We start from the raw sequence: 20528 nt of genomic DNA on the forward strand, positions 1-20528 counted from the left end.
TTAATTCCTCCCTTAAACCAGCCTTTCGGAAACCGCCCGAATAAAGTAAGGGTACGGGTCCAATTGAAACTCCCCTTCTTTAGGATCGAGAATGGTCATTCGAATAGGATGAACTTCCGGAATCTTCATCGAAGGATACCATCCGATGGCCAAATCCCCCAGGATGAACATACCGTGCTCGTCACCGAGCATCTGAAACGTCTTTCCGTCCCCGATATAACGCATGACGTCAAATCGAGAATCTAAGCGCTGAATGGCCTCCGATACGCTGCCGCGAAGCGGAAAACCGATCTCGCTGACATTCAGAATGGATTCGTGATTGAAAGGCTCTGTTGAAGCATTGTCCATTCGATGTCGGGCGATGAACTCCACCAGATTCCCCGAAGGATCTTCGAAATAGAAGGCATGGGCATCCGTCCCTTCGAAATAAGCGATATCTTCGTTTGCCTGGATCCCTGCATATGGAAGCGGCTTAGCGGAAAGCACCTGACAGCCTTTGGCCAGAAGCCAGCTTTTCGCTTCGCGAATTTGGTTCTCTGGGATATTCATTGCCAAATGATAGGACGGCAGTATCCCTCCCTCCTCTTCGTGGACGAAAGTCAATCGCGTTTCTCCGGCAATGATCGTGACTGAATGTTCCGTTATATCTGCTAGAGCCAATCCAAGTCTTTCTGTGTAGAACACCTTCATTTCAGCTAACCGGGCGGTTCTCAGTTCCAATTCGATGATTCTCATCTTACTACCTCCTCCACATTCTTGAGTTTGTCAGGATTTGCAACTACATAGATGGAATGAATCCGACTGTCCGAAGCCTCGAACGAATAAACGTATGCAATGCGTCCATCGATCACCATGACGATTCCCGGGCTTCCGTTCACTGTAGTGATGATATAGGAATAGTCGCTGTCCGGACGCCCGAACCAATCCATCCATTGCATATAAAACGGAATGACTTGCGCCGCTCCGACGACGGGCTGCTGCGCGGCCGGCGCCTTGCCGCCTCCATCTGTATAATGGACGGCGTCAGGCGACAACAACTGCAACAGCCGGTTCGCATCCCCCGTGATCACGCTTTGGATGAATTGCCGCACTTGCGTCTCCGTAACGGTGCTCGTTGCTATATCCAGCGGTTCATGGCGGATACCTTTCTTGGCCCGATGGAAAATTTGCCTGCAATTGAAACTGCTTTTCCCCACCATGCCTGCAATCTCGTCGTACGGATATTGAAATATTTCCCGCAGGAGGAACACGGCCCGCTCAACCGCGCTTAGCTGTTGCAGAAGCATCAAATAGGCCGTTGAGATCGTTTCCTTTTGTTGATAAATTTCAGAGGGGTCCAAGCTTGCGTCTTCAAGTTGCACGAGCGGCTCCGGCAACCAAGTCCCCACGTAAACTTCCCGTTGTTTCGCGGACGACTGCAACAGGTTCAGACAACGGTTCGTTACGATTTTGCACAAGTATGCCTTTACGTTCCGGATATTTGCGTCCGAAGGCAATTGGTTCATCGCCAGGAAAGCATCCTGCACGATGTCTTCCGCATCCATAACGCTTCCCAGCATTCGATAGGCCAGTGAGAACAATAACGTCCGATAAGTTTGATATAGTTGTTCCGTGTCCATACAGACCTCCTTTCCGAATATTCGTCTGTTTAGTGCGCGAGAATATGGAGTGCAGCTCGCTTCGCGCTTGCTGCCGCCCCGCCTGCCAAATATTCACCGTGCGACACCCAATCTCCAGCCACGTATAAGCCCTTGATCTGAGGAACGGCAGGCCCCGGATTCTCGACCCGCTTCATATGTGGAAAGTCATGAACGACCGTCATCTTGGGCAAATACTGCTCCGACACCACTTCCCGTCTCCAACCGGGATGAACGAGATCCATGGCTTGTTCAAGTTGTCTGCGGTCTTCCTGGGCATGGCTTCCTTGCACTTGGAACTTGATCATTTGAAACACTTGAACATCATCGTTCTCGCTGAGTTCCAGCCCTTTGATTCGGGATGAGTTGATCATAAGGACCGGCCGATCGATGCCGTAGACGAATTGGTGCTGAGGCGCGGGAAGTCGGCGGAGACCAATATCCAAGCAAGCGGCCGTGATCGGAATGGCCTGCTGCTCCCACGTCCGCAGCGAAGTCAGTTCGGCTGATGGAACCAGCCTGCTTGATATCTTCGGCGATGTCGTCAGGATCACGTAAGGAGTCTCAATCGTTTCGCCATTCTTGCATCGAACTCGCTGCACCCGCCCGTCATCATGCTCAACGGCATTGACTTTCCTGCCTGTAATCAAGACAACGCCGAGCCGACGTGCTTCCGAACACATTTCCTCGATCAGGGATCCCCAGCCTTTCTTCAAATAATACACTCCAGTGATGGAACGCTGCATCTGTCTGAACAAGGATCCCGCCACTTGTAAATCCGGAGCTTGCACATATGTTCCTCCTCGGGCCAGTACGTACAGAAGATGACGTACCATCGGGCTTCCCACGTGCTGTTCCATCCAGTCTCGCAGACTCATGTGTGGAATCGCGGCCGTGTCAAGCTTGAGGATCTTCATGAGGATAGCTCCGAACCTGTATTTGTCCGCAGCCGATAACAAGGGAGTCTTAAGCAGCGAACGGACCGCAGCCGGAAAAGGGTGCACCTGCTCTTTCCAGATTCCGTACGGGGTGAACTCGTCGACTTTTCGAAAAATATTCGGATTTACGTTCAATTCCCGGAAAATGTCGTACGCATCCCCGGCATAGAGTGCATGCGAACCCAAATTGAAGCGTATTCCGTCCTTCTTGTTTGTGATCGCCCTTCCCCCCATCTGATTCTGACTTTCCAAAACGACGACGCGTTTTCCTCCTCTTGCTAAATAAAGAGCTGCGGTCAGTCCGGCAATACCTCCACCAACAACGACCACATCATACTTTGCAATCATTCGAAGAAACCTCCTTCATGCGCTCTCATTAAACAAGACAGGAAGGAGGCCGAAAATGTGACAAAATAAAAACGGCGATGCAGTAAAAAGAGCAACCCGAATAACGCTGCCCCATTGAGTTACAAGAAAATATTTTACTTTAAAGAAAAAAGCCGCATATTATGCGACTTTCAAAGTATTCCATGTTATTGCCGCGCTCGTCCTCAATGTAACCGTCCAAAGATACGTTAGCAGCATAGATCAGTTTAGCCATTTCAATAACTCCCTCCAATTTTCAGTTTCCAACGAGACCAAGGCCTGCCCCTCTGAATTTGAATAAAGAAATATCCATTTCGATATTAACACATATTGGAAGTGTTCTGCCCGTTAAAACTTAATTAAGCGACTTTCTCGCACTGCCTTTTTTAATGGATTACGGCCTGCCGTGTTCATTATTATTTTCGCCTTTTCTCGGACCTACCCGTTGGAGCAACTGATACATAATGCTGCGATTCATTCGGCCAGTTCAGATTCTCTAGTGTGTAATACCTCTTCCATTCAAAGCTAAAAATGGGACCTAACTAATGGAAAACAATGCAAAAGACAAGTCTTCCTATTTTTTTTATCCCTATATTATTTAGGTTAGGAGAGTGATGACAGATGGAAACATTAGAAGTGTGGAAAGAGTTCCTTCGTCCGTATGATAGTTCAAACGATTATGTTAAAGAAATTATCAAAACTGGTCGTCATTTAAGTCGATCTGGAGCAGTCTACAATTATAGCCATGATGAAAAATCAATTCAAGCAAGTGTTGCTGGTAAAAGCGGTGGACATGAAGTGAAAATTCAAGAGTTAAAATACAGTTGTACATGTTCTGTAGCTTCGTTTTGTGAACATATAACGGCTACCTTTTTTTATACAGAACGTATGCAAAATCCCGGACAGTTAGGCGAATTTTTTGATTATTGGAAGACGATCGAAAAAAGAAGCGTATCTTCAGATCGCACGGAAAATCCATTATATAGTGACCAAATGAAGGCTATCAAAAAAAGAAAGACTCCTTTAAAGAAGACTACTGAGCTAACCTGTACATTACGACAATATCAATTAGAGGGTGCTGAATGGTTAGTACATTTAAATAAACATAAAATCGGAGCTTTATTAGCAGATGATATGGGATTAGGAAAAACCATTCAAACCATCGCTTTCTTTAATGAAGTACGTCACATACAAAAAATTTCATTAATTGTTGTACCTACTTCATTAATAGCTAATTGGGAAAAAGAAATCAGTAAATTCGCTCCCAATATTAAAGTCCACATTCACTATGGAACCGAAAGGGAAAAAGATAGCTTCAAAATGTATATAGATAAATTCGATATAATCTTAACAACTTATAGCACACTTACAAATGACCATATTCTCTTCAAGAACATGAATTGGCATATTATTTGTTTGGATGAAGCTCAGCATATAAAAGATGTCCAAACAAAAAGATCCAATATTATACGCTCTTTGAACTGTGAGGGTAAAGTTGCCTTAAGTGGGACTCCTATTGAAAATCGTCTAATGGAGTTATGGTCACTTGTTGAGTTTTTAAATCCAAAGTTTCTGGGTACAGAAGCAGTATTTAAGCAGCTATATGTCCAACCAATCGAACGTGAGCATAATCAAGAAAAGACACAACAGTTACAACAACTCATTCAGCCTTTCATTCTAAGGAGAACAAAAAGGGATGAAAAAATAAAAGGTGATCTACCTGAGAAAATAGAACAAAAGCAATACTGCTCATTAACTGATGAACAAGAAGAGTTATACAAAAAATTGATGCATGAAGTAAAAGAAGAAGCAAAGAAGTTAACGAGGAAAACACGGAAGCCATATATGATGACTATGATTGGAAAATTAAAGCAATTGTGTAATCATCCTGGATTATACTTAAAAGAAGAAAACATAACGAAAATCGCAGAACGTTCTAATAAAGTAGCCCTAGTTGATGAACTGATTAGTACTATTCTTGAGGCAGATGAAAGTGTAATTCTTTTTACTCAGTATGTAAAAATGGGAGAGTTACTACAGCAACATTTAACTGAAAGATTTGATGTCCATGTTCTATTCTTGAACGGTAGTACCTTACAAAAGGAACGGACGAAGATGGTGGATGATTTCCAAAGCAAAAAAACACCTATTTTTATTCTTTCATTGAAAGCTGGAGGAACAGGTTTGAACCTAACAGCAGCTAACCATGTTATACATTTTGATCGTTGGTGGAACCCAGCAGTTGAAAATCAAGCCACCGACCGTGTACACCGCATAGGACAACAAAACTTTGTACAAGTCCATAAACTAATTACTATCAATACATTAGAAGAAAAAATTGATAACATCTTAAGTTATAAACAAGAATTGAGTGAATCCATGTTATCATCTTCGGGTACAAATTCGATCTTTGAGGAAGTTATCGATAATTTAATTTAATTTATCTGAATGAACATATCCGATGAAATACTATAGGGGGTACTTTTTAACTCAAGTACGGTCAGGCGCGAACTAGTAAGGATGGGTTTAAATTTTTAGCGCTATTTCGTTAGACACAGGGTGGTAAACCGTATCTTATTCTCAAATATCATGGCTGCACTAACCTACCCCTTTAGTTGAGAAAAGACTGCCGCCCTTGCGATGTATTTTTATTGTCCGGAGTCACCGCTTCGCTTCATCGTTTTCCGCGCAGGATGAACCGAGCGTTCGCTCGTTATCCAAAAACAATAATTTTCATTGTTCTTTCCTCTTCTTCAACAGACCCCTCTTATTTGATTAGCTCAAACTTAGCATCACTTCAAACTGATGTTAAGAACCCACTTTAAAGTAGGGTACTTACTTAAAAGCAAGCATCAAAAAAAGCTGCCCGAATTCCCGTGGCAGCTTTTGCTTTCAGTGGATTGTAATTGTATACAAGTTCATTGAACCATGTTTATGATACGGACTCTTCATATTTCCGCTTATTATGATTTTTTCCCCAAGCACACATGACTTCTGCTACCGGAATCAATGTTCTGCCGTATTCGCTAAGAGAATATTCTACCTTGGGAGGGATCGCAGAGTAGACCGTTCGATCGACGATACCCTCCCATTCTAAATCTCGGAGATGTTGTGAAAGCATTTTTTGTGAAACATCAGGTATAAGCTTTTCCAGATCGTTGAACATCTTCTTGGATTCAATCAAATGCCATAAAATCATGGGCTTCCATTTGCCAGCTAAAACATGAATGAGTGTCTCAACTGGACATTCACGCCATTTCGAAATATGTAGCAATTGTATTTTGGTGTTTTGTGATGATGTTGATAGGGAGCAATCAAGGATTAACTGACGATAAGGTCTTTGGCTCCGTTCATTACTAAGGGCATAGATTGTTTAACGAATGATTCCGCACTTATTAGACGCCCCTCATTGTTCCAAACGTAAGCCGCCCCATACATCCCCCAGCTTAACATGATAGAAGCTGTATTTATTAAGAGTTGCGAGTTTGGACTCGATTGCATCTTGTCTTTGTCTATAAAGGAAAGAAGTATCGTTTGAATTTTTTCCTTTATTTGAATTTCAAATACAGCTCCAAGCGATGTATACCTTCTTTTGCACATAGTGCTTAGATCTTTGTGAAAATCGCATACACCCAGAAAAATACTCTGAATGGTTTCTTCATTTAATACTTCGTGACCGCTTATTCTACTATTTATGATTTTCATAAAGGATTCCATTAGTCTGGCCTCTAGAATTTCGAATTTATCTACAAAGTGCGCATAAAAAGTCGCTCTGTTAACAGTAGCCCGCTCTGCAATATCCTTAACGGTTATCGATTCAAAGTCCTTATCTTGAATTAATGAAGCAAAAGCGTCTTGAAGCAGTCGCCGTGTACGTATCACTCGAGGATCAGCTTCATTCTTTTTAATTGTCATGGTTAAGATCTCCCCTAATAAAACGACATTATAGAAATGGTGTTGTCTATACAACGGTTTATGGTTATTGATGATTGCGCACCATTCGGTTGATATTATAGCATATAAATACAACATGTGTTGTTCAAACAACTATTGTTGTATTGCAATGCAGAATGCCACTTTTCTAAAAGGAGGAGAGAACCCATGTCGGTTTCACTAACGTCAGTAACGATGGAGCACCAACTTTCTTATGATGTTATTCGAGAACACCGGTCAGTTCGGATCCCGAGATCAAGATTTCGCAGGAGGAATTGACCGAAACATTGCGGTACTCGGAGATTTGGAGCGTTATAAATTGCCGAGAAAATTTACTAAATGGCGGTCCATGCGGGTCACATGCCTGCAGAGACGGCTAAATCGTTCGTGGAATGCTATAGGAGTCAGTCAACAAGCTGGGGGGCTCCTTTGATTTGAGGATTACACCGAACCAATATATGAGTATATGCTCAAATAATGGCATAGTCCTGGCTTTTTATATTTTACCAAACCGAACGTCAGAATGCTTTGTTTTTATATTTCGATATTATTTTTAAAAACATGGTTGTTATTTAAAACACATCAGGAGAGTGAATTATGAAGAGTATATGGAAAGTTTACGTTCTAGCCTTGATCAGCTTTTTAGTTGGAACATCCAATTACATCATTTCCGGTATATTGGACCGGATCGCAGAGACGTTGGGAACAAGCGTCGCGACAGCAGGCCAGCTCATTACGGTCTATTCCCTTGCCTATGCGGTCGGCACGCCTATTTTGATGGCGATGACGGCCAAAATGGACCGGCGTAAGCTCCTCCTTTATTCGCTTGGCCTCTTTATTGCCGCAAATCTACTTACATTTATATTGTCCGGCTTCGGTCTCTTCATTACCGCCAGAATTATTACGGCGTTAGGCGCCGGGGTGGTCACCGTTAACGCGCTCAGCATTGCCGCCAAAATCGCTCCGCCAGGCAAGCAGGCCAGCGCCATCGCCAACGTCACCATGGGCATCACCGCTTCGCTCATCATCGGCGTCCCGCTCGGCAGAATGGTAGCCTCGGCTTTTGGCTGGAAAGCGGTATTTCTGGCCATCGCAATTGTCGGGGTCATCGCCATGTTTGTCATTGCTGCGGTTTTTCCACGGATGCAGGGCGACAAGCCCGTCCCTTTGATCAAACAATTTGCTTTGTTAAAAAAACCTCAGGTTTTGGTTGCTCTAGCGATTACTTTTTTCTGGTTGGGAGGATATTCCCTCGCCTACACTTACATATCCCCTTTTCTGCTAGAGGTGACTCTTTTAAATGATTCTTTGATTAGCGCAGCTCTGTTCGTGTTCGGCGTTGCCAGTTTGATTGGCTCGAAAGTCGGCGGCTACACCGCGGATAAAAGGGGCATCAAATACACGCTCGTTTCAGGGATGGTGCTTCACGTCATTTCATTGATTTTGCTATCCTTAGTCGGACAGTCGGTCATTGCCGTATTCGCCATTTTGATCCTCTGGTCTTTTGCTGCCTGGTCATCCGCTCCGGCGCAGCAATTTAACCTGGTTTCGCTTGTTCCTGAATCCTCGGGCGTCATGCTGAGCTTGAACAGTTCCATGATGCAGCTTGCCATGGCTGTCGGCGCAGGAATCGGCGGGCTGATCGTTAACCGTGTTTCTTTGGCATCCATTACCTGGTTCGCGGCACTCGGCGTAGTCATCGCCATCATTGCCGCGTTTGTATTGTCCAGCATGGCATCACGGCATTCGGCGGAGCAGTCAGCGGATTAAGGGTATGCTAAACATGGAATATTTGTTAAAGGACTCTACTCACTAAGTTGATCTCTCGGATCTTATTCATTCTTAACAAAAAAGGAGACTGCAAATGAACTGCACCCCAATTGTTGGACCAACAATGCGGTGTGGTTTCTTGTTGTTTAGGAAAATGGGCCGAGGTCTCGATGGAAGATAAAAAATCGTTTGAATCCAGCGCTTCAGCCATCTTTTTCGAACCTCATTCAGCGCGATGGCGATAATGATTGGCGCGGGAAAACCGAAGATCAGATTCAGAATACTTAAGGAGAGGGTATTCCAGATGATCTGCAGCGTAGCGTCGGACTGAAATAAAATCTTGAAATACTTGAGTCCCACCCAAGGGCTAGACAAAATGCCATCGCGGAAATTGTAATCCTTGAAAGCGATCACAAGCCCGCCCATAGGAAAATACCGGAATATCACGTAATACAGGATCCCCGGTACGAGCATGAGGAACAACGGAATATTCTGCCGAAACCTCTTGGTCTCGTAAAAGGCTTGTTTGGCCATCGGCACACTGTCCGTTTCGGCGGTCGCAGGTGTTGTTGGCATGTTCTAACCTTCTTTCTTGGTTAATTGCTTTTCGATGATGTTTATACTGTATCGCAGTCCCTCCGGTGCATACCTTAAGAATCTCTAGGTTTTTCTATAGATTTTTTTGTTTTTCGCGTACAGAAAAAAAAAGGACGCGTATTCGCTCGCGTCCTTTTTTGGCGCTTCCCTTTCCCGTTTGCGTTAGCTTTTCATTTAAATGCCAGAGCTTAATGCTTCCTTCAAATTATTGCCGGGACAACAAGAAGCGTGCGTCCCTAAGTAAATAGTTTGCCGCATCGTTCGATATGTGTTTTCCGTCTTGCGCCCGCACCTCGTTAACAAAACTGTTCAAATTGCCATTCTCCAGTTTTTTCTGCAGGCTATTGGCAATTCCGGCATTATCGATCTCCTTGCTCTCGGCAAAACGCGTCACTAATGCCTTTAGCGAATGGATATTTGCTACGGTATAGAACACAACGGTTTTATTGCCTGAGTTGCCGGCTAGATCAACTGAAGACACCACAAGCTCATGCCTTCCTAGCGGCAATGAAAAGAGTGGGATCGTGGTGCCGATCGGATAGGAATACGTATCCAGCGTCACCGTCGTCTTGCTGTTGTCGACCCCTGATGCCGTATCCAGCGTAGTCACTAAAGGGGTCAAATCCTCGCTATCTTCATAGGTGCCGCCATCTCCAGGAATGACAACTTCTATAGTCGGGTCTTTCGTATCCAGCTTAAAGCTGACGGCTTTCGCCATCTCCTCATTCCCTGCTGGATCAACCGAACGATAGGTAACTGTGTAAGTGCCGTCTTGGCTGAATGTGATTGGTGCCGTATAGGTTTGCCAAGTTGTCCCGCCGTCCAGACTGTAGTCGGTTTTTGCAACGCTATCCCGTGGAGCTTTTGCTGACAAACTTACCGTTACCGGATGCGTATACCAGCCATTTTGGCCATTCGGAACTTCTGGCGAAAGAGTCGCGGATGTGATCGGCGCAGTTTTCGATCCTCCCGTAACCATGACTTTGAAATCGTCGAAGTCGATTGAAGCGTTAGCGTAACCGTCGATGCCGAACAGCTGGCCGGTCAACTTACTGCCGCCTGTATGGCGGAAGAGGAAGTCAGTAGCCGCCGGAACAGGATCATCGTTAATATAAACGGTATAAGTCTTGGCGTCCCAGTTTGCCACCATTTTAATTTTGTACCATGTATTGTATGAAGTGTTCTTGACCGGCTTCTTGGACCCCCCATTCTGTACGATGATTTTACCCGTATCGAAAGCTGTGACCATGGAATAATTGCCGGTGCCGCTGTCATTTCTCACCATGGCACCATTGGCGTACTGAAAGCTGCTGTTTAATCTGGCACAATATTCGATGACGATGCGCTGATCCGCTTCTGCCTTGACCTCGCCTGCAAACGGCAGGAACAAATTTGCCTTGCCCGCAACAGCGGTTGTGGTCAGTCGAAGGAACTTATTCCCGTCCTCTTCTTGCACAGTGGCAGTAGCGCCATTGGTTAGAGCTTCGATGGTAATGCCGTAAGGGTACTTGCCCGTCTCATCGCCGGAGAAATCCCGGTAGGCGTTATAGGTCACGCCATCCTCGGTAAGGTTAAGTGAGCCAAGCAGGGCTACTTCCGCTTCAGCAAGGCGATCCAGCGCCTCCTCAAACTGCTCTTCACGCAGATCAGGGTCTACAGACATCTCTTCCGCATGATCCAGCTCAGCCAAGAGAGCATTATACGCATCTTGACTATAGGTTCCCAAGCCTTCGCCCAGCGGATAAGAGAAACCGACTATCCTGCTGCGCATGTTATCTACAATCTCATCAAGACCCCATCCAGGGATCACTTCTACGGAAACGGCAGCAGGAATCTTCTCGCCATTCAGTGTTAATATGACAGGTACCTGAATCGTGCCAAGTGAGTTGAAGTGTATTCCTTCCAGCTTCCAGCTGACCTCGGCGATGCTTATCTCACCCTTGTAATTGACGTCAATAACGCCGGGCAGCCTCGGTGTCACTCCGGAGGGAGTTTTTACTTGAGAAATAATCTGAGGAACCTGAGACGGATCGGGTGTTACCGTTAAGTTGAATTTTGCTTCCTTGCCGCCGTATACGGCTGTAATCACCGTATCCCCCGGCCCAGTGTCATATACCTGACCGGTGACCGTAACCTTGGCCACGTCTGGTTTGCTGCTGAAGTACGTGGCGTCAGCCGACACATCCTGGACTTCATAGGTGTTGTAGCGAGCTGTTAACTGCAGTTCCCCTGTCAGCCCGCTGGTCAGGATGTTGTTCAATCCGCTGATGGCAATGGACTGCACAGACTTAGGTTCAGCGGCAACGGTAACCGTGGCTGTGGCCGTCTTTCCGTTATATGTCGCGGTGATCGTGGCGCTGCCTGTCTTGAGTCCTTTGACCCCCATCCCATCAATATCAGCGACCTCTTTGTTGGAAGAACTGAAGGAAACTCCGCTGTCCACAGGGGAATAGGTAGTGCCTGTTACCGTATACACGGGCAAACTGCGGCTTTCACCTAACCCCAGCGTGTACCCCGGAGAATCGAATAGAATTTCCGACGCAACATCAAGCTTGAATATATCCATGCTGTCAATTTCGGCAAGGTTGGCACCCGTCGAGAAACGGATGGTATTGTTGCCTTGTTTAAGATAGACTTTCACCGTGGAGGCTCCCCAACGATTCCAGCCGGAATAGACGATGTTCAAACGGGCGCCGGAACTGCCGTTAACCGACAAGATATGTGAAGCATCCACCCCATTCGATGAGCCGTTGGCATTGCGCACAGACAGCACATAAAATCCCGCCTCTGGCACGTTGACTGTAAACTGGGCATAATCATTGGCGTTCTTGATATTGGCGATCTTCTTCCCGTCGGAAGCGGTACCTTCCCACCAAACGCCGGGGCCGGTTCCGCCGCTGGGATCTTTCACCAACAGGGCTGCTTCCGCCTCATAGCGCTGACGTGCCGGCTCCCCTGAAGGCTTGGCAATCGGTTTGTTTGGATCGACGGGCTCTCCCAGGTTTGGCGTTCCGTCTGCGTTCCAGATGAATTTCTGCGCTCGGACATTGCGGGTCCACCCTGATCCTGGCCAGCGGGCGGAATGGTAGATAATCCAGTCCTCACTGCCGTCGGGAGAAGTGGTGAGACTGTGGTGACCCGGGCCATAAACGCCGTTGGCGCTGGAGAAAATCGGATTGTCCTGTTTTACCCAGGAGCTGGGGTTCATCAAATCATCGCCAATCTTGGCCGTGATCAGTCCGAGGCAGTAACTGTCTGTCCAGCTTCCGTTTGCGGAATAGACCAAGTTGATGGTGTTACCGCGTATATTGACTTGGGGACCTTCGTTGATCCTGCCCGGGGACGTTTCCCAATCATGGTCAGGCGTCGAAATCAATACCCGCTGCGAGCTGATGGTCCGTGGATCGCTCATTTCCGCTATATATAGATTTTGGAAACTCCCATCCGTTTCCTCCCATCCGGACCAGATGAAATAGTGTTTCTCATTTACAGTCAGGACAGTGCCGTCGATCGCCCAGCGGTCCGTGGAATCGGTTATTTTCCCTTTGAACTCCCAGGTTCCGCTCATCGGACTCTCACTGGCGTTCTCCAGCACATACATGCGGTGGTTTGCGTTGGTTCCGTTGTCAGCCGCGAAGTAAATATACCATTTGTATTTGCCATCGATATCTTTGAGATAGTGCATTTCGGGTGCCCAAACATTGGAACTGTACATTGTACCCTTAACCGGTGTCCAGGCTAGGCTCCTCTCGCCCGCTTCAATGCCGGTGATGGTCATCGATCTGCGGATCATGATGCCGCTGGCGTTGACAAAGACGTTGTAATAATAGCCGTCCGTATGCTTGTAAACCCAAGGGTCGGCCCCTGTCTGCATGATAACATTGTAGAAATCAGACACATCCTTTCCCTCCTGCCGGGATGCCAAATCCGCCCTATCTGGCGTTTGCTCTGCCGCCATAGCCGCTCCGCTCCATTGCGGCAGCATCAGCAGCACCGCGAGACAAAGCAGCAGGTACCTGAATCTTTTCCTATCCCATAAAACCGCTTTCAACTTCATCCATCCCCCTGTCATTGATTTTTTCAGCCATGTCCTCATTCTACTTTCAGAGAAAATTTATAAAATGTACTATCTTAAATTGTTTTGGTAACCGTTTTAGAAAAAGTGTCTTGACCTTCGGATTATACTTAACCCTCTCAACGTCTGATTGATATTGCCGGGAATTCGAAGAAAAAAAGGACACAATCCCCAATTAAGGTATGTGTCCTGAAGAAAAACATTACATTGTAGGTAGTGTGTTAACGTATCGACATAACCTTACTCTTCCGAAGGTTTGCTGTTGTTTAACAGCTTTGGAATCCTCACGGTCACTGTCGTCCCATGGCCGAGCTGGCTTTCTATGGCGATCCCGTAACCCTCTCCGAACAATAGCCGGAGCCTGTTATGGATATTGGATAGTCCAATGCTTGTAGCAGGTTGGCCATCTGGTGCAGGTTCAGGGGATGCCATGCTCAGCTTAGCCTGAAGGGAAGCCAATTGCTCCGGCTCCATGCCCTTCCCGGTATCCGTGATCTGGAAGCACACGTCCCCATGCGCATCTATGCTCCCGGTTACTTGAAGCCGGCCCCCTTGATCCATCCGTTCCAGCCCATGATAGACCGCATTCTCCACAATGGGTTGGAGAATCATCTTGGGGGTTTGCATCTCCAGGAGTCCCTCGTCCACATCGATGTCAATGATAAATTTATTCTCGTACCGGATGGCGATAATGTTCATATAAGCCTGAATACTGTCCAGTTCATCCCTTATCCACACAAGATTATCTTTTTTTATACTGTACCGGAATATTTTGGACATGCAAGATGCAATTTGCGCGATCTCCCTGCTTCCGTATTCCAATCCGATGCTGCTGATGCAATTGAGCGTATTATAGAGAAAATGGGGGTTGATCTGGCTTTGCAGGGCAGAAAACTCCGCCTGCTTCTGACTCAGCTCAGATTCGTATAATCTGGCTTGGGTATTGATCATATCTCTTGCCATCTCTTCCCTTTCATTGATTACCCGGTTAATGTCGCAGGCCAGCATGCCTACTTCATTGGTAGACCGGACTTTAATGCGGAAGCTCATGTCCCGGCTCCCCACTCTCTTCATATCCAGAACAAGTCCCATCACCGGACGCATCAGATTGTTCATAAAGAAACTGCCCATGATAAGCATGCTTAGAATCATCCCAATCCCCACGATAATGCTGACTTTCCGTATAGGGTTCATGTCTGCAGTAAGCTCTTGCACTGGAATCATACTCACAACCCGCCACCCGTCTGCCTGCTCCAAATCCTTAACCTGGACAAGAATATCTTCCCCATCGATAGTTGTTTTGACCCCGTTAAGCAGGATGCCCTTATCCATAGACAGAACTTCCCTGAATAACGCACCTCGGGCATTGGAATTGGTGGAAGCAATCACCTCATCCCGGCTATTCAGAATGTACAAGGTAGAGTTGGGCGTTAATTCCGTATTTTCTACAAGCCCCTGCATTTTGTCCATATTGACCAAAACGGTACAGTAACCCGTTATTTGGGAGAAATAGATTCCCCCGATGGCCTCCACAATCGGCGCTATATAAAAGAACTGTTCCGTTCCTGTTCTGTCGTCTTTTAGAATCGAGGTGAACATCCCCTTGTCCCGCAGCGAAGGATCTTCCTTATACTTCTGGATAAAGGTATCGTAACGATTGAGAAAAAAAATATCTCCGCTTGCTGATGCCAAACTGTAAAGCCGTCTTCCCCGAATATCATTAATTACAATTCCGTCCACGTACGAATTAAAGGATCTCATATATTCCATGAGATCCAATGCATTTGGACCGCTATTAAACGCCCTTTTGTAATCATCATCCACTACAGAAAATTCCTGAACCCGTCTGCTATTGACCGCAATGCTGGTGCTGACCCTGATATCACTAAATGCAGAATCAATTTTGCGGCGTGTTTGTTCTATCATCTGGTTACTGTAATGGGCGGCTCTCTTCTGGGTTAAATTAGAGAAACTATAATAATAATAAAATTCCATGAAAGTAAAAATGATGATTGAGAAAAAAAAGATAAGCCATATCTGATGCTTCAATTTCAGTTTACTGATCTTCATGGCCCGCCGCTCCGTTCATATCAACTTTTTCTGAATTTGGTGGGGGTCATCCCGCAATGCTTCTTGAACACTTTATTGAAATAATAATAATCGACATACCCGGCCTTAATGGCCACTTCTTCAATGGATAGATCCGTCCGCTTCAGGAGCTCACGGGCTTTCTTGATCCTCAGCTCCGACACATATTCAGAGAAGGTTTTGCCCAGGTTTTTTCTGAATAATTGACAGCAATACACCTGGTTAATGAAAAATTGGGCAGATAAATCCTTCAAATACAATTTCTGCTCAAAATGATGGTTGATATAATTGATCATCCTGTTGAAGCAGGACTGGATGTCCCCTTCCTGCAAAGAGCGGCTGTTTCCTATCCTGATGGAGTCGAGAACCTCATGTAAAAAGCTGCATAGCGACTCAAAGTGTTCAAATCGTTCCTTGATCTCGGAATAATTCAGGAATTCCAGTTCCATATCCTTCAATTCCTCAGAATATGCTTTTATAAGGATCCCGACGGCTTGATTCCACAGGTAGACAACCTCAGACATGCCCAGATGATGATCCCTGAAATATGCCTGCAGCCCTTTAATGTACGCTTCCACATCGTCAAATTGATTTCCTTGAAGGATGTGGTGGATTTCATCGATACATGGCTTCACCAGATGAAGCTTCGGCTCGTAGTGAACGACGCCCCCAGCTTCTTCAAGAAAAACCTGGGAAGCGGACAGGTCTGCTTCTTTAATCAGCTTGCTCATGTGCTTTAGTTGATTAGAGATGCTGCTGACGCCCATAACATGGATACCTGTCTTATTCAGAACCCGCTTATCCGAATGTCCTTCCAGACAAGCCCTATGCTCCGTCATCAGGACAACTAGCATTTTTCGGGCTCCAGCTTCAACTTCCACAACATGAACAGGCTTTCCCTCCAAGGAAAGCAGGTTCCTAATATTTTTATGTTCTCCCTCGAAATAGATGGTCAACACCTGATAATAGTACACAGCTGCATCATCGGGAAGCGGTAGGAAGCTCTTTATCTCGTCCTCTTTCGCCGAGGTCATTGCATCCAGAAGGAGTTGGTTGCGTGCTGTGCTTCTTCGGGAGAAGTGCATGGCCAGCTTCGCGATGAAGGGGTCAGCCTTATCGATATCCAGAGGCTTCAGGAAATAATCCAGCGCGCCGTAGCGCAGCGCTTCCTGGGCGTATTCAAATTCCGCATATCCGCTTACGATGACAAACTCAATGTCCAGCCCTTCTACTTTAGCCCTCCTCATCAGATCCAGTCCGGATAACTCAGGCATACGGATGTCCGTAAATACCAAATCGGGTTTATCCGCTTTTATGGCATCCCATGCTTTGTAAGCGCTTTTAAATTGTCCGATAATTTCAAATCCATATTTATCCCAATCGAAGGCGTTGCGGATTCCTTTAATTGCCCACGGCTCATCATCTACAATCATGACCTTGTACATGGGTATCCTCCTGAACATATGGATTTGCCCGAATAATAGCAAAATTATTCGGGAACAGCAACGAAAAAAGGATAAACCACAGACTGGTTTATCCTTATGCCATGGATTACTTGCTCTGTGCTTTGATATCTCTATAATTCTTTATATTCTCATCCTGAACAGCCTGACCGCCGGCGTCCATATATTCTTTCACCAGCTTGTCATACAAGGCGTCGAACTCTGCCGGCTTGGTAACGACCAGCCTGTCACTCATTTGCTTGTTCATGTCACCCAACGTTTTGCCGTACTTGATACTAGCTTCGTTCGAGACGCCGTAATAGAAGCCTGTATAACCATCCGTCGTATTGATCTTGTATGAATCGACAGCCAGTTTTTCATAGCTCTGATCTCCGGCTGCTAAGGCTGCTGCGTACGTTCGGACATTCTTTTCGGTATCGCCCAGCTCTGCACCGTTTACAATTAGAGTATAATCCATATTCAGATTGCTCGTTTGCATATTTTCGCCGGTTTGCGCAATCCCTTGCGGGATGCCGTTTACAAGCTTATGGTTGACGCCTTCTTCACCAAACTGAAGGAAGAACAACACCTCCGGATCAGCCATCCAGTTCAGATACTTTATGGCCAGCTCCGCATTCTTGCTGCTTTTCGGGATGAATGAGAAAATCCCGTTTTCATTGTATATCTCTTTCAGGTATTTCCCCTCATCGTTTTTGAAGGTATCTACAGCAACATAGTTGGCATCAGGTGCATTTTGCTTCAGTGGTTCACGAATTTTTTGTGAAAGTGGATAATCCCAGTTGGCAGCGTAGAAGCCTACCTTGCCATTGGTCACATCGGCATCCGCTTGTTTGGTTGTTTTATCCAGCGCAAAGTCGGGGCTGATCAGCTTTTCATTGTACAGTTTGTTCAGCCATTTATAAGCATCCTTAGTGCCGGGCTTCAGCCAATTGGTGGTGGTAACGAATTCCTCCTCCGACATCGGACCCCAGAACGAAGGAATCAGGTTGCCAAAGGTGTAGTTCATGCCGGAAGCCGCTGTTGCCCACGGAATGACACCATCCACATTACCCGGGTTCTTGTCACGGAAAGCAACGAGGGTATTATATAATTCATCCCGATTCGTTGGAGCAGGCATTCCCAGCTTATCCAGCCAATCCTTGCGAATAAACATGCCGTTCCAAGCAATCAGAGTCCGCTTACCTGGGATCGAGATTTGATTGCCCTCATATTTCCCGTAGGAAAGAACTTTCTCGCCCAGATAAGACTTTAATTGCTGGCCGTGCTTCTCCAACAATTCATCCAGTGTATAGAGGCCACCGCTTTTTGCGAAACGGGTTACGGTATTCCCGTCATAGGTGAAGGAAATATCAGGAGCCTCGTTGGCAGCCATCAACACATTCAGCTTGTCGACTTCTTGGGAACGGGGGACAGGAACAAATTTTACAATGGCGTTATTAGGCTTCCCGAATTTTTCGTTGACATATTTGGTCCACGTGTTGTTGTTCAAGTCCGGTTGTCCCTGAATACCTCTGTCAAACACTTCCACTGTCAAGGTTACTGGGGAACCGGAGCCCGTTTCCGATGCGTTGGACCCTTTTGATACCGTCTCCCCATTGTTATGGCCTGCGCCACCACAGCCTGCCACTCCTACGGCTAGAAGCACTGTGCTAAATAGAATTGCTGCTTTCTTCTTTATGCCCTTATACACTTTAACCACCCTTTCGTTCTTGTGATTGATTCTCTTAAATCATCCGCGAGGCCGGGATCCCCCCTTCATCATAATCTGTTTCCCCCTCAACCCTTGATAGCCCCAGTCATCACACCATCCACGAAATACTTCTGCAGTTTAGGATAGATCAGCAAAATCGGAATCGTTGTAAACATGACACTGGCCGCTTTCAAAGATTCAGGGACAATATAGGAGCCGACACTTCCTTCTCCTCCTTGTTGGCTATCCAACTGCTGATTGGCCGATATGATCTGGTATAGCTTCATCTGCATAGGGTACAGCTCTTTTTTCGTAATGTAGAACAGCGCATCCTGGAATCCATTCCATCTGTCCACCGCATAGAAAAGGCTTAATGTGGCGATCGATGGCAACGAAAGGGGGAGCACAATCTTGATGAGAATGCCCAGATCCGAACACCCGTCAATTGCTGCTGATTCCTCCAGGCTCTCCGGAAGATTGCTGAAGAAGGTTTTTAAGATGATCATATTAAACACGCTCATGGCACCCGGCAAAACCAGGCTCCAAACCGAATTCATCATGCCCAAGTTTTTAACCAGAATATAAGAGGGAATTAAACCGCCGCTGAAATACATGGTGAAGACCAACGCCGTCAAAATAAAGTTTCTTCCCTTCAGCCGCTTCTTCGTTAACGGATACGCTGCACATATGGTCAGGAACATGCATACCAAAGTGTAAAATATCGTAAGCACAATACTGTATCCAAGCGTATAAAGCATATCCATATCGCTCAATATGGTTTTGTACGTTTCTGCTGTGAAGTCTACTGGCCACAGTCCGACCTTTTGAGAAATAATCGCTTCGTTGGAACTGAAAGAAAGCGCAATCATGTACAGAAACGGTACGATACATGTGAAGGACAATGCCACGATAAATACAATGATGGCAATATCCGCTACAGTCATTTTTTTCATCTTGCCCTTATTGCTCGCCACCCTCACCATATCCCATCCTCGCCTAATTTTTTCGCAACAAAGTTTGCAGATAACAGCAGGATCAGGCCGACCACGGATTGGAACAATCCTACCGCCGTTGCCTGGGAGAAATCACCCGAACTAATACCAACTCTATACACGAAAGTACTGATAACATCAGAGTAATCGCTAACCAGTGAATTCCCCATCACAAAGGGACGGTCAAATCCGATAGAAACCATTCTGCCTATTTGGAGAATCAACAAAATATTGATGGTTGACTTAATGCCAGGCAGTGTAATATGCCACATTTTGCGAAGCCTGCTGCAGCCATCAATATCGGAGGCCTCATACAACTCCCTATTGATTCCGGTAATGGCCGCCAAATAAATGATGGTGCCCCATCCGATATTTTGCCATATGCCAACGGTAATATAAGTAATCAACCAAGGTGTTTTCTGCGACAGAAACTCGATTCTTTCAAAACCAAAGCCCGACAGGAAATTGTTGATCATGCCGCCGTTAGAAAACATCAGATAGACCATACCGCCAATAATAACCCAGGATAAAAAGTGGGGCAGATACAACACGGTCTGGGTCATTTTCTTGAATTTTGCTTGTCTTACTTCATTGAGCAAAATCGCCAGAAGAATGGGCGCTGGAAAACCAGCGATCAAGTCCAGAACATTCAGGACCAGCGTATTCTTCAATGCACGGTAGAAGCTGTCCTGCTCAAAAATAAACCGGAACACATCCAGTCCTACCCATTCGCTCCCTCTAATTCCTTCAAAAATGTTGTAATCCTGGAATGCCATCACAAGGCCATAGATGGGTGCATACTTGAAAATCAGGATATACGCCATAGGCAGCAGCAAAAGAAAATATAACAGACCGTCTCTTCTGATATAGTACAGAAAGTTATTTTTCCTTTTTGTTGCGCCGTACTTTCGGGAGCTGTCTAAAACCGCTTTCATTTTTCCCATCCCTCCGACTGTAATAAGGAGCTCTCATGTTTATC

Annotated in this window: 14 protein-coding genes; 2 read left to right on the forward strand and 12 right to left on the reverse strand. The window is 45.9% G+C overall.

The annotated features are described in order from the left end of the window. Positions 1-12 precede the first annotated feature (12 nt). The 3 genes from NYE54_RS17435 to NYE54_RS17445 are packed head-to-tail and all read right to left on the reverse strand — an operon-like array spanning position 13 to position 2923. On the reverse strand, positions 13-735 hold the full coding sequence (locus NYE54_RS17435) for a VOC family protein (RefSeq protein WP_339264875.1): 723 nt from the start codon (positions 733-735) through the stop codon (positions 13-15). Beyond that, positions 732-1619 carry an RNA polymerase sigma-70 factor gene (locus NYE54_RS17440; protein ID WP_339264877.1) on the reverse strand — a complete coding sequence of 296 codons (888 nt, stop codon included), beginning with the start codon at positions 1617-1619 and terminating at the stop codon, positions 732-734. The genes NYE54_RS17435 and NYE54_RS17440 overlap by 4 nt, the downstream gene beginning before the upstream one ends. 29 nt (positions 1620-1648) lie before the next feature. Further along, positions 1649-2923: an NAD(P)/FAD-dependent oxidoreductase gene (locus tag NYE54_RS17445; RefSeq protein WP_339264879.1), complete on the reverse strand. Its 1275-nt coding sequence runs from the start codon at positions 2921-2923 to the stop codon at positions 1649-1651. A gap of 639 nt (positions 2924-3562) precedes the next feature. On the opposite strand from NYE54_RS17445, the gene NYE54_RS17450 reads away from it, so the two are divergent. Then, positions 3563-5380, forward strand: coding sequence for a DEAD/DEAH box helicase (locus tag NYE54_RS17450; RefSeq protein ID WP_339264881.1), 1818 nt, complete (start codon positions 3563-3565; stop codon positions 5378-5380). A gap of 493 nt (positions 5381-5873) precedes the next feature. Here the strand turns inward: NYE54_RS17450 and NYE54_RS17455 are convergent, their stop codons facing one another. After that, positions 5874-6206, reverse strand: a complete 333-nt coding sequence (locus NYE54_RS17455; protein WP_339273531.1) for a helix-turn-helix domain-containing protein — start codon at positions 6204-6206, stop codon at positions 5874-5876. Positions 6207-6262: 56 nt separating this feature from the next. After that, positions 6263-6856: a TetR/AcrR family transcriptional regulator gene (locus NYE54_RS17460; RefSeq protein WP_339264883.1), complete on the reverse strand. Its 594-nt coding sequence runs from the start codon at positions 6854-6856 to the stop codon at positions 6263-6265. Between the two features lie 615 nt (positions 6857-7471). Between NYE54_RS17460 and NYE54_RS17465 the strand changes: the two genes are divergently transcribed. After that, a complete protein-coding gene (locus tag NYE54_RS17465) occupies positions 7472-8644 on the forward strand; it encodes an MFS transporter (protein WP_339264885.1) in 1173 nt (390 codons plus the stop codon). A gap of 72 nt (positions 8645-8716) precedes the next feature. Here the strand turns inward: NYE54_RS17465 and NYE54_RS17470 are convergent, their stop codons facing one another. The 7 genes from NYE54_RS17470 to NYE54_RS17500 all read right to left on the reverse strand — a co-directional run bounded on the left by NYE54_RS17470 (position 8717) and on the right by NYE54_RS17500 (position 20484). Beyond that, complete coding sequence (locus tag NYE54_RS17470) at positions 8717-9220, reverse strand: hypothetical protein (RefSeq protein ID WP_339264887.1); 504 nt, start codon at positions 9218-9220, stop codon at positions 8717-8719. Positions 9221-9446: 226 nt separating this feature from the next. Beyond that, the gene (locus NYE54_RS17475) at positions 9447-13292 is read right to left on the reverse strand and encodes a family 43 glycosylhydrolase (RefSeq protein WP_339264889.1); all 3846 of its coding nucleotides are present in this window, start codon (positions 13290-13292) and stop codon (positions 9447-9449) included. A gap of 264 nt (positions 13293-13556) precedes the next feature. Beyond that, on the reverse strand, positions 13557-15386 hold the full coding sequence (locus NYE54_RS17480; protein ID WP_339264891.1) for a sensor histidine kinase: 1830 nt from the start codon (positions 15384-15386) through the stop codon (positions 13557-13559). A gap of 20 nt (positions 15387-15406) precedes the next feature. Beyond that, positions 15407-16849 (reverse strand): response regulator, encoded by a 1443-nt coding sequence (locus NYE54_RS17485; RefSeq protein ID WP_339264893.1) that lies wholly within the window; start codon positions 16847-16849, stop codon positions 15407-15409. A 106-nt stretch (positions 16850-16955) separates the two neighbouring features. Continuing rightward, positions 16956-18557 (reverse strand): extracellular solute-binding protein, encoded by a 1602-nt coding sequence (locus NYE54_RS17490; RefSeq protein ID WP_339264895.1) that lies wholly within the window; start codon positions 18555-18557, stop codon positions 16956-16958. 86 nt (positions 18558-18643) lie between these two features. Further along, positions 18644-19540, reverse strand: coding sequence for a carbohydrate ABC transporter permease (locus NYE54_RS17495; protein WP_339264897.1), 897 nt, complete (start codon positions 19538-19540; stop codon positions 18644-18646). After that, positions 19534-20484, reverse strand: a complete 951-nt coding sequence (locus NYE54_RS17500) for an ABC transporter permease subunit (protein WP_339264899.1) — start codon at positions 20482-20484, stop codon at positions 19534-19536. Before NYE54_RS17500 ends, NYE54_RS17495 begins: the two co-directional genes overlap by 7 nt. Positions 20485-20528 lie beyond the last annotated feature (44 nt).

The sequence above is a fragment of the Paenibacillus sp. FSL K6-1330 genome, from assembly GCF_037976825.1.
GTDB lineage: Bacteria > Bacillota > Bacilli > Paenibacillales > Paenibacillaceae > Paenibacillus_AQ.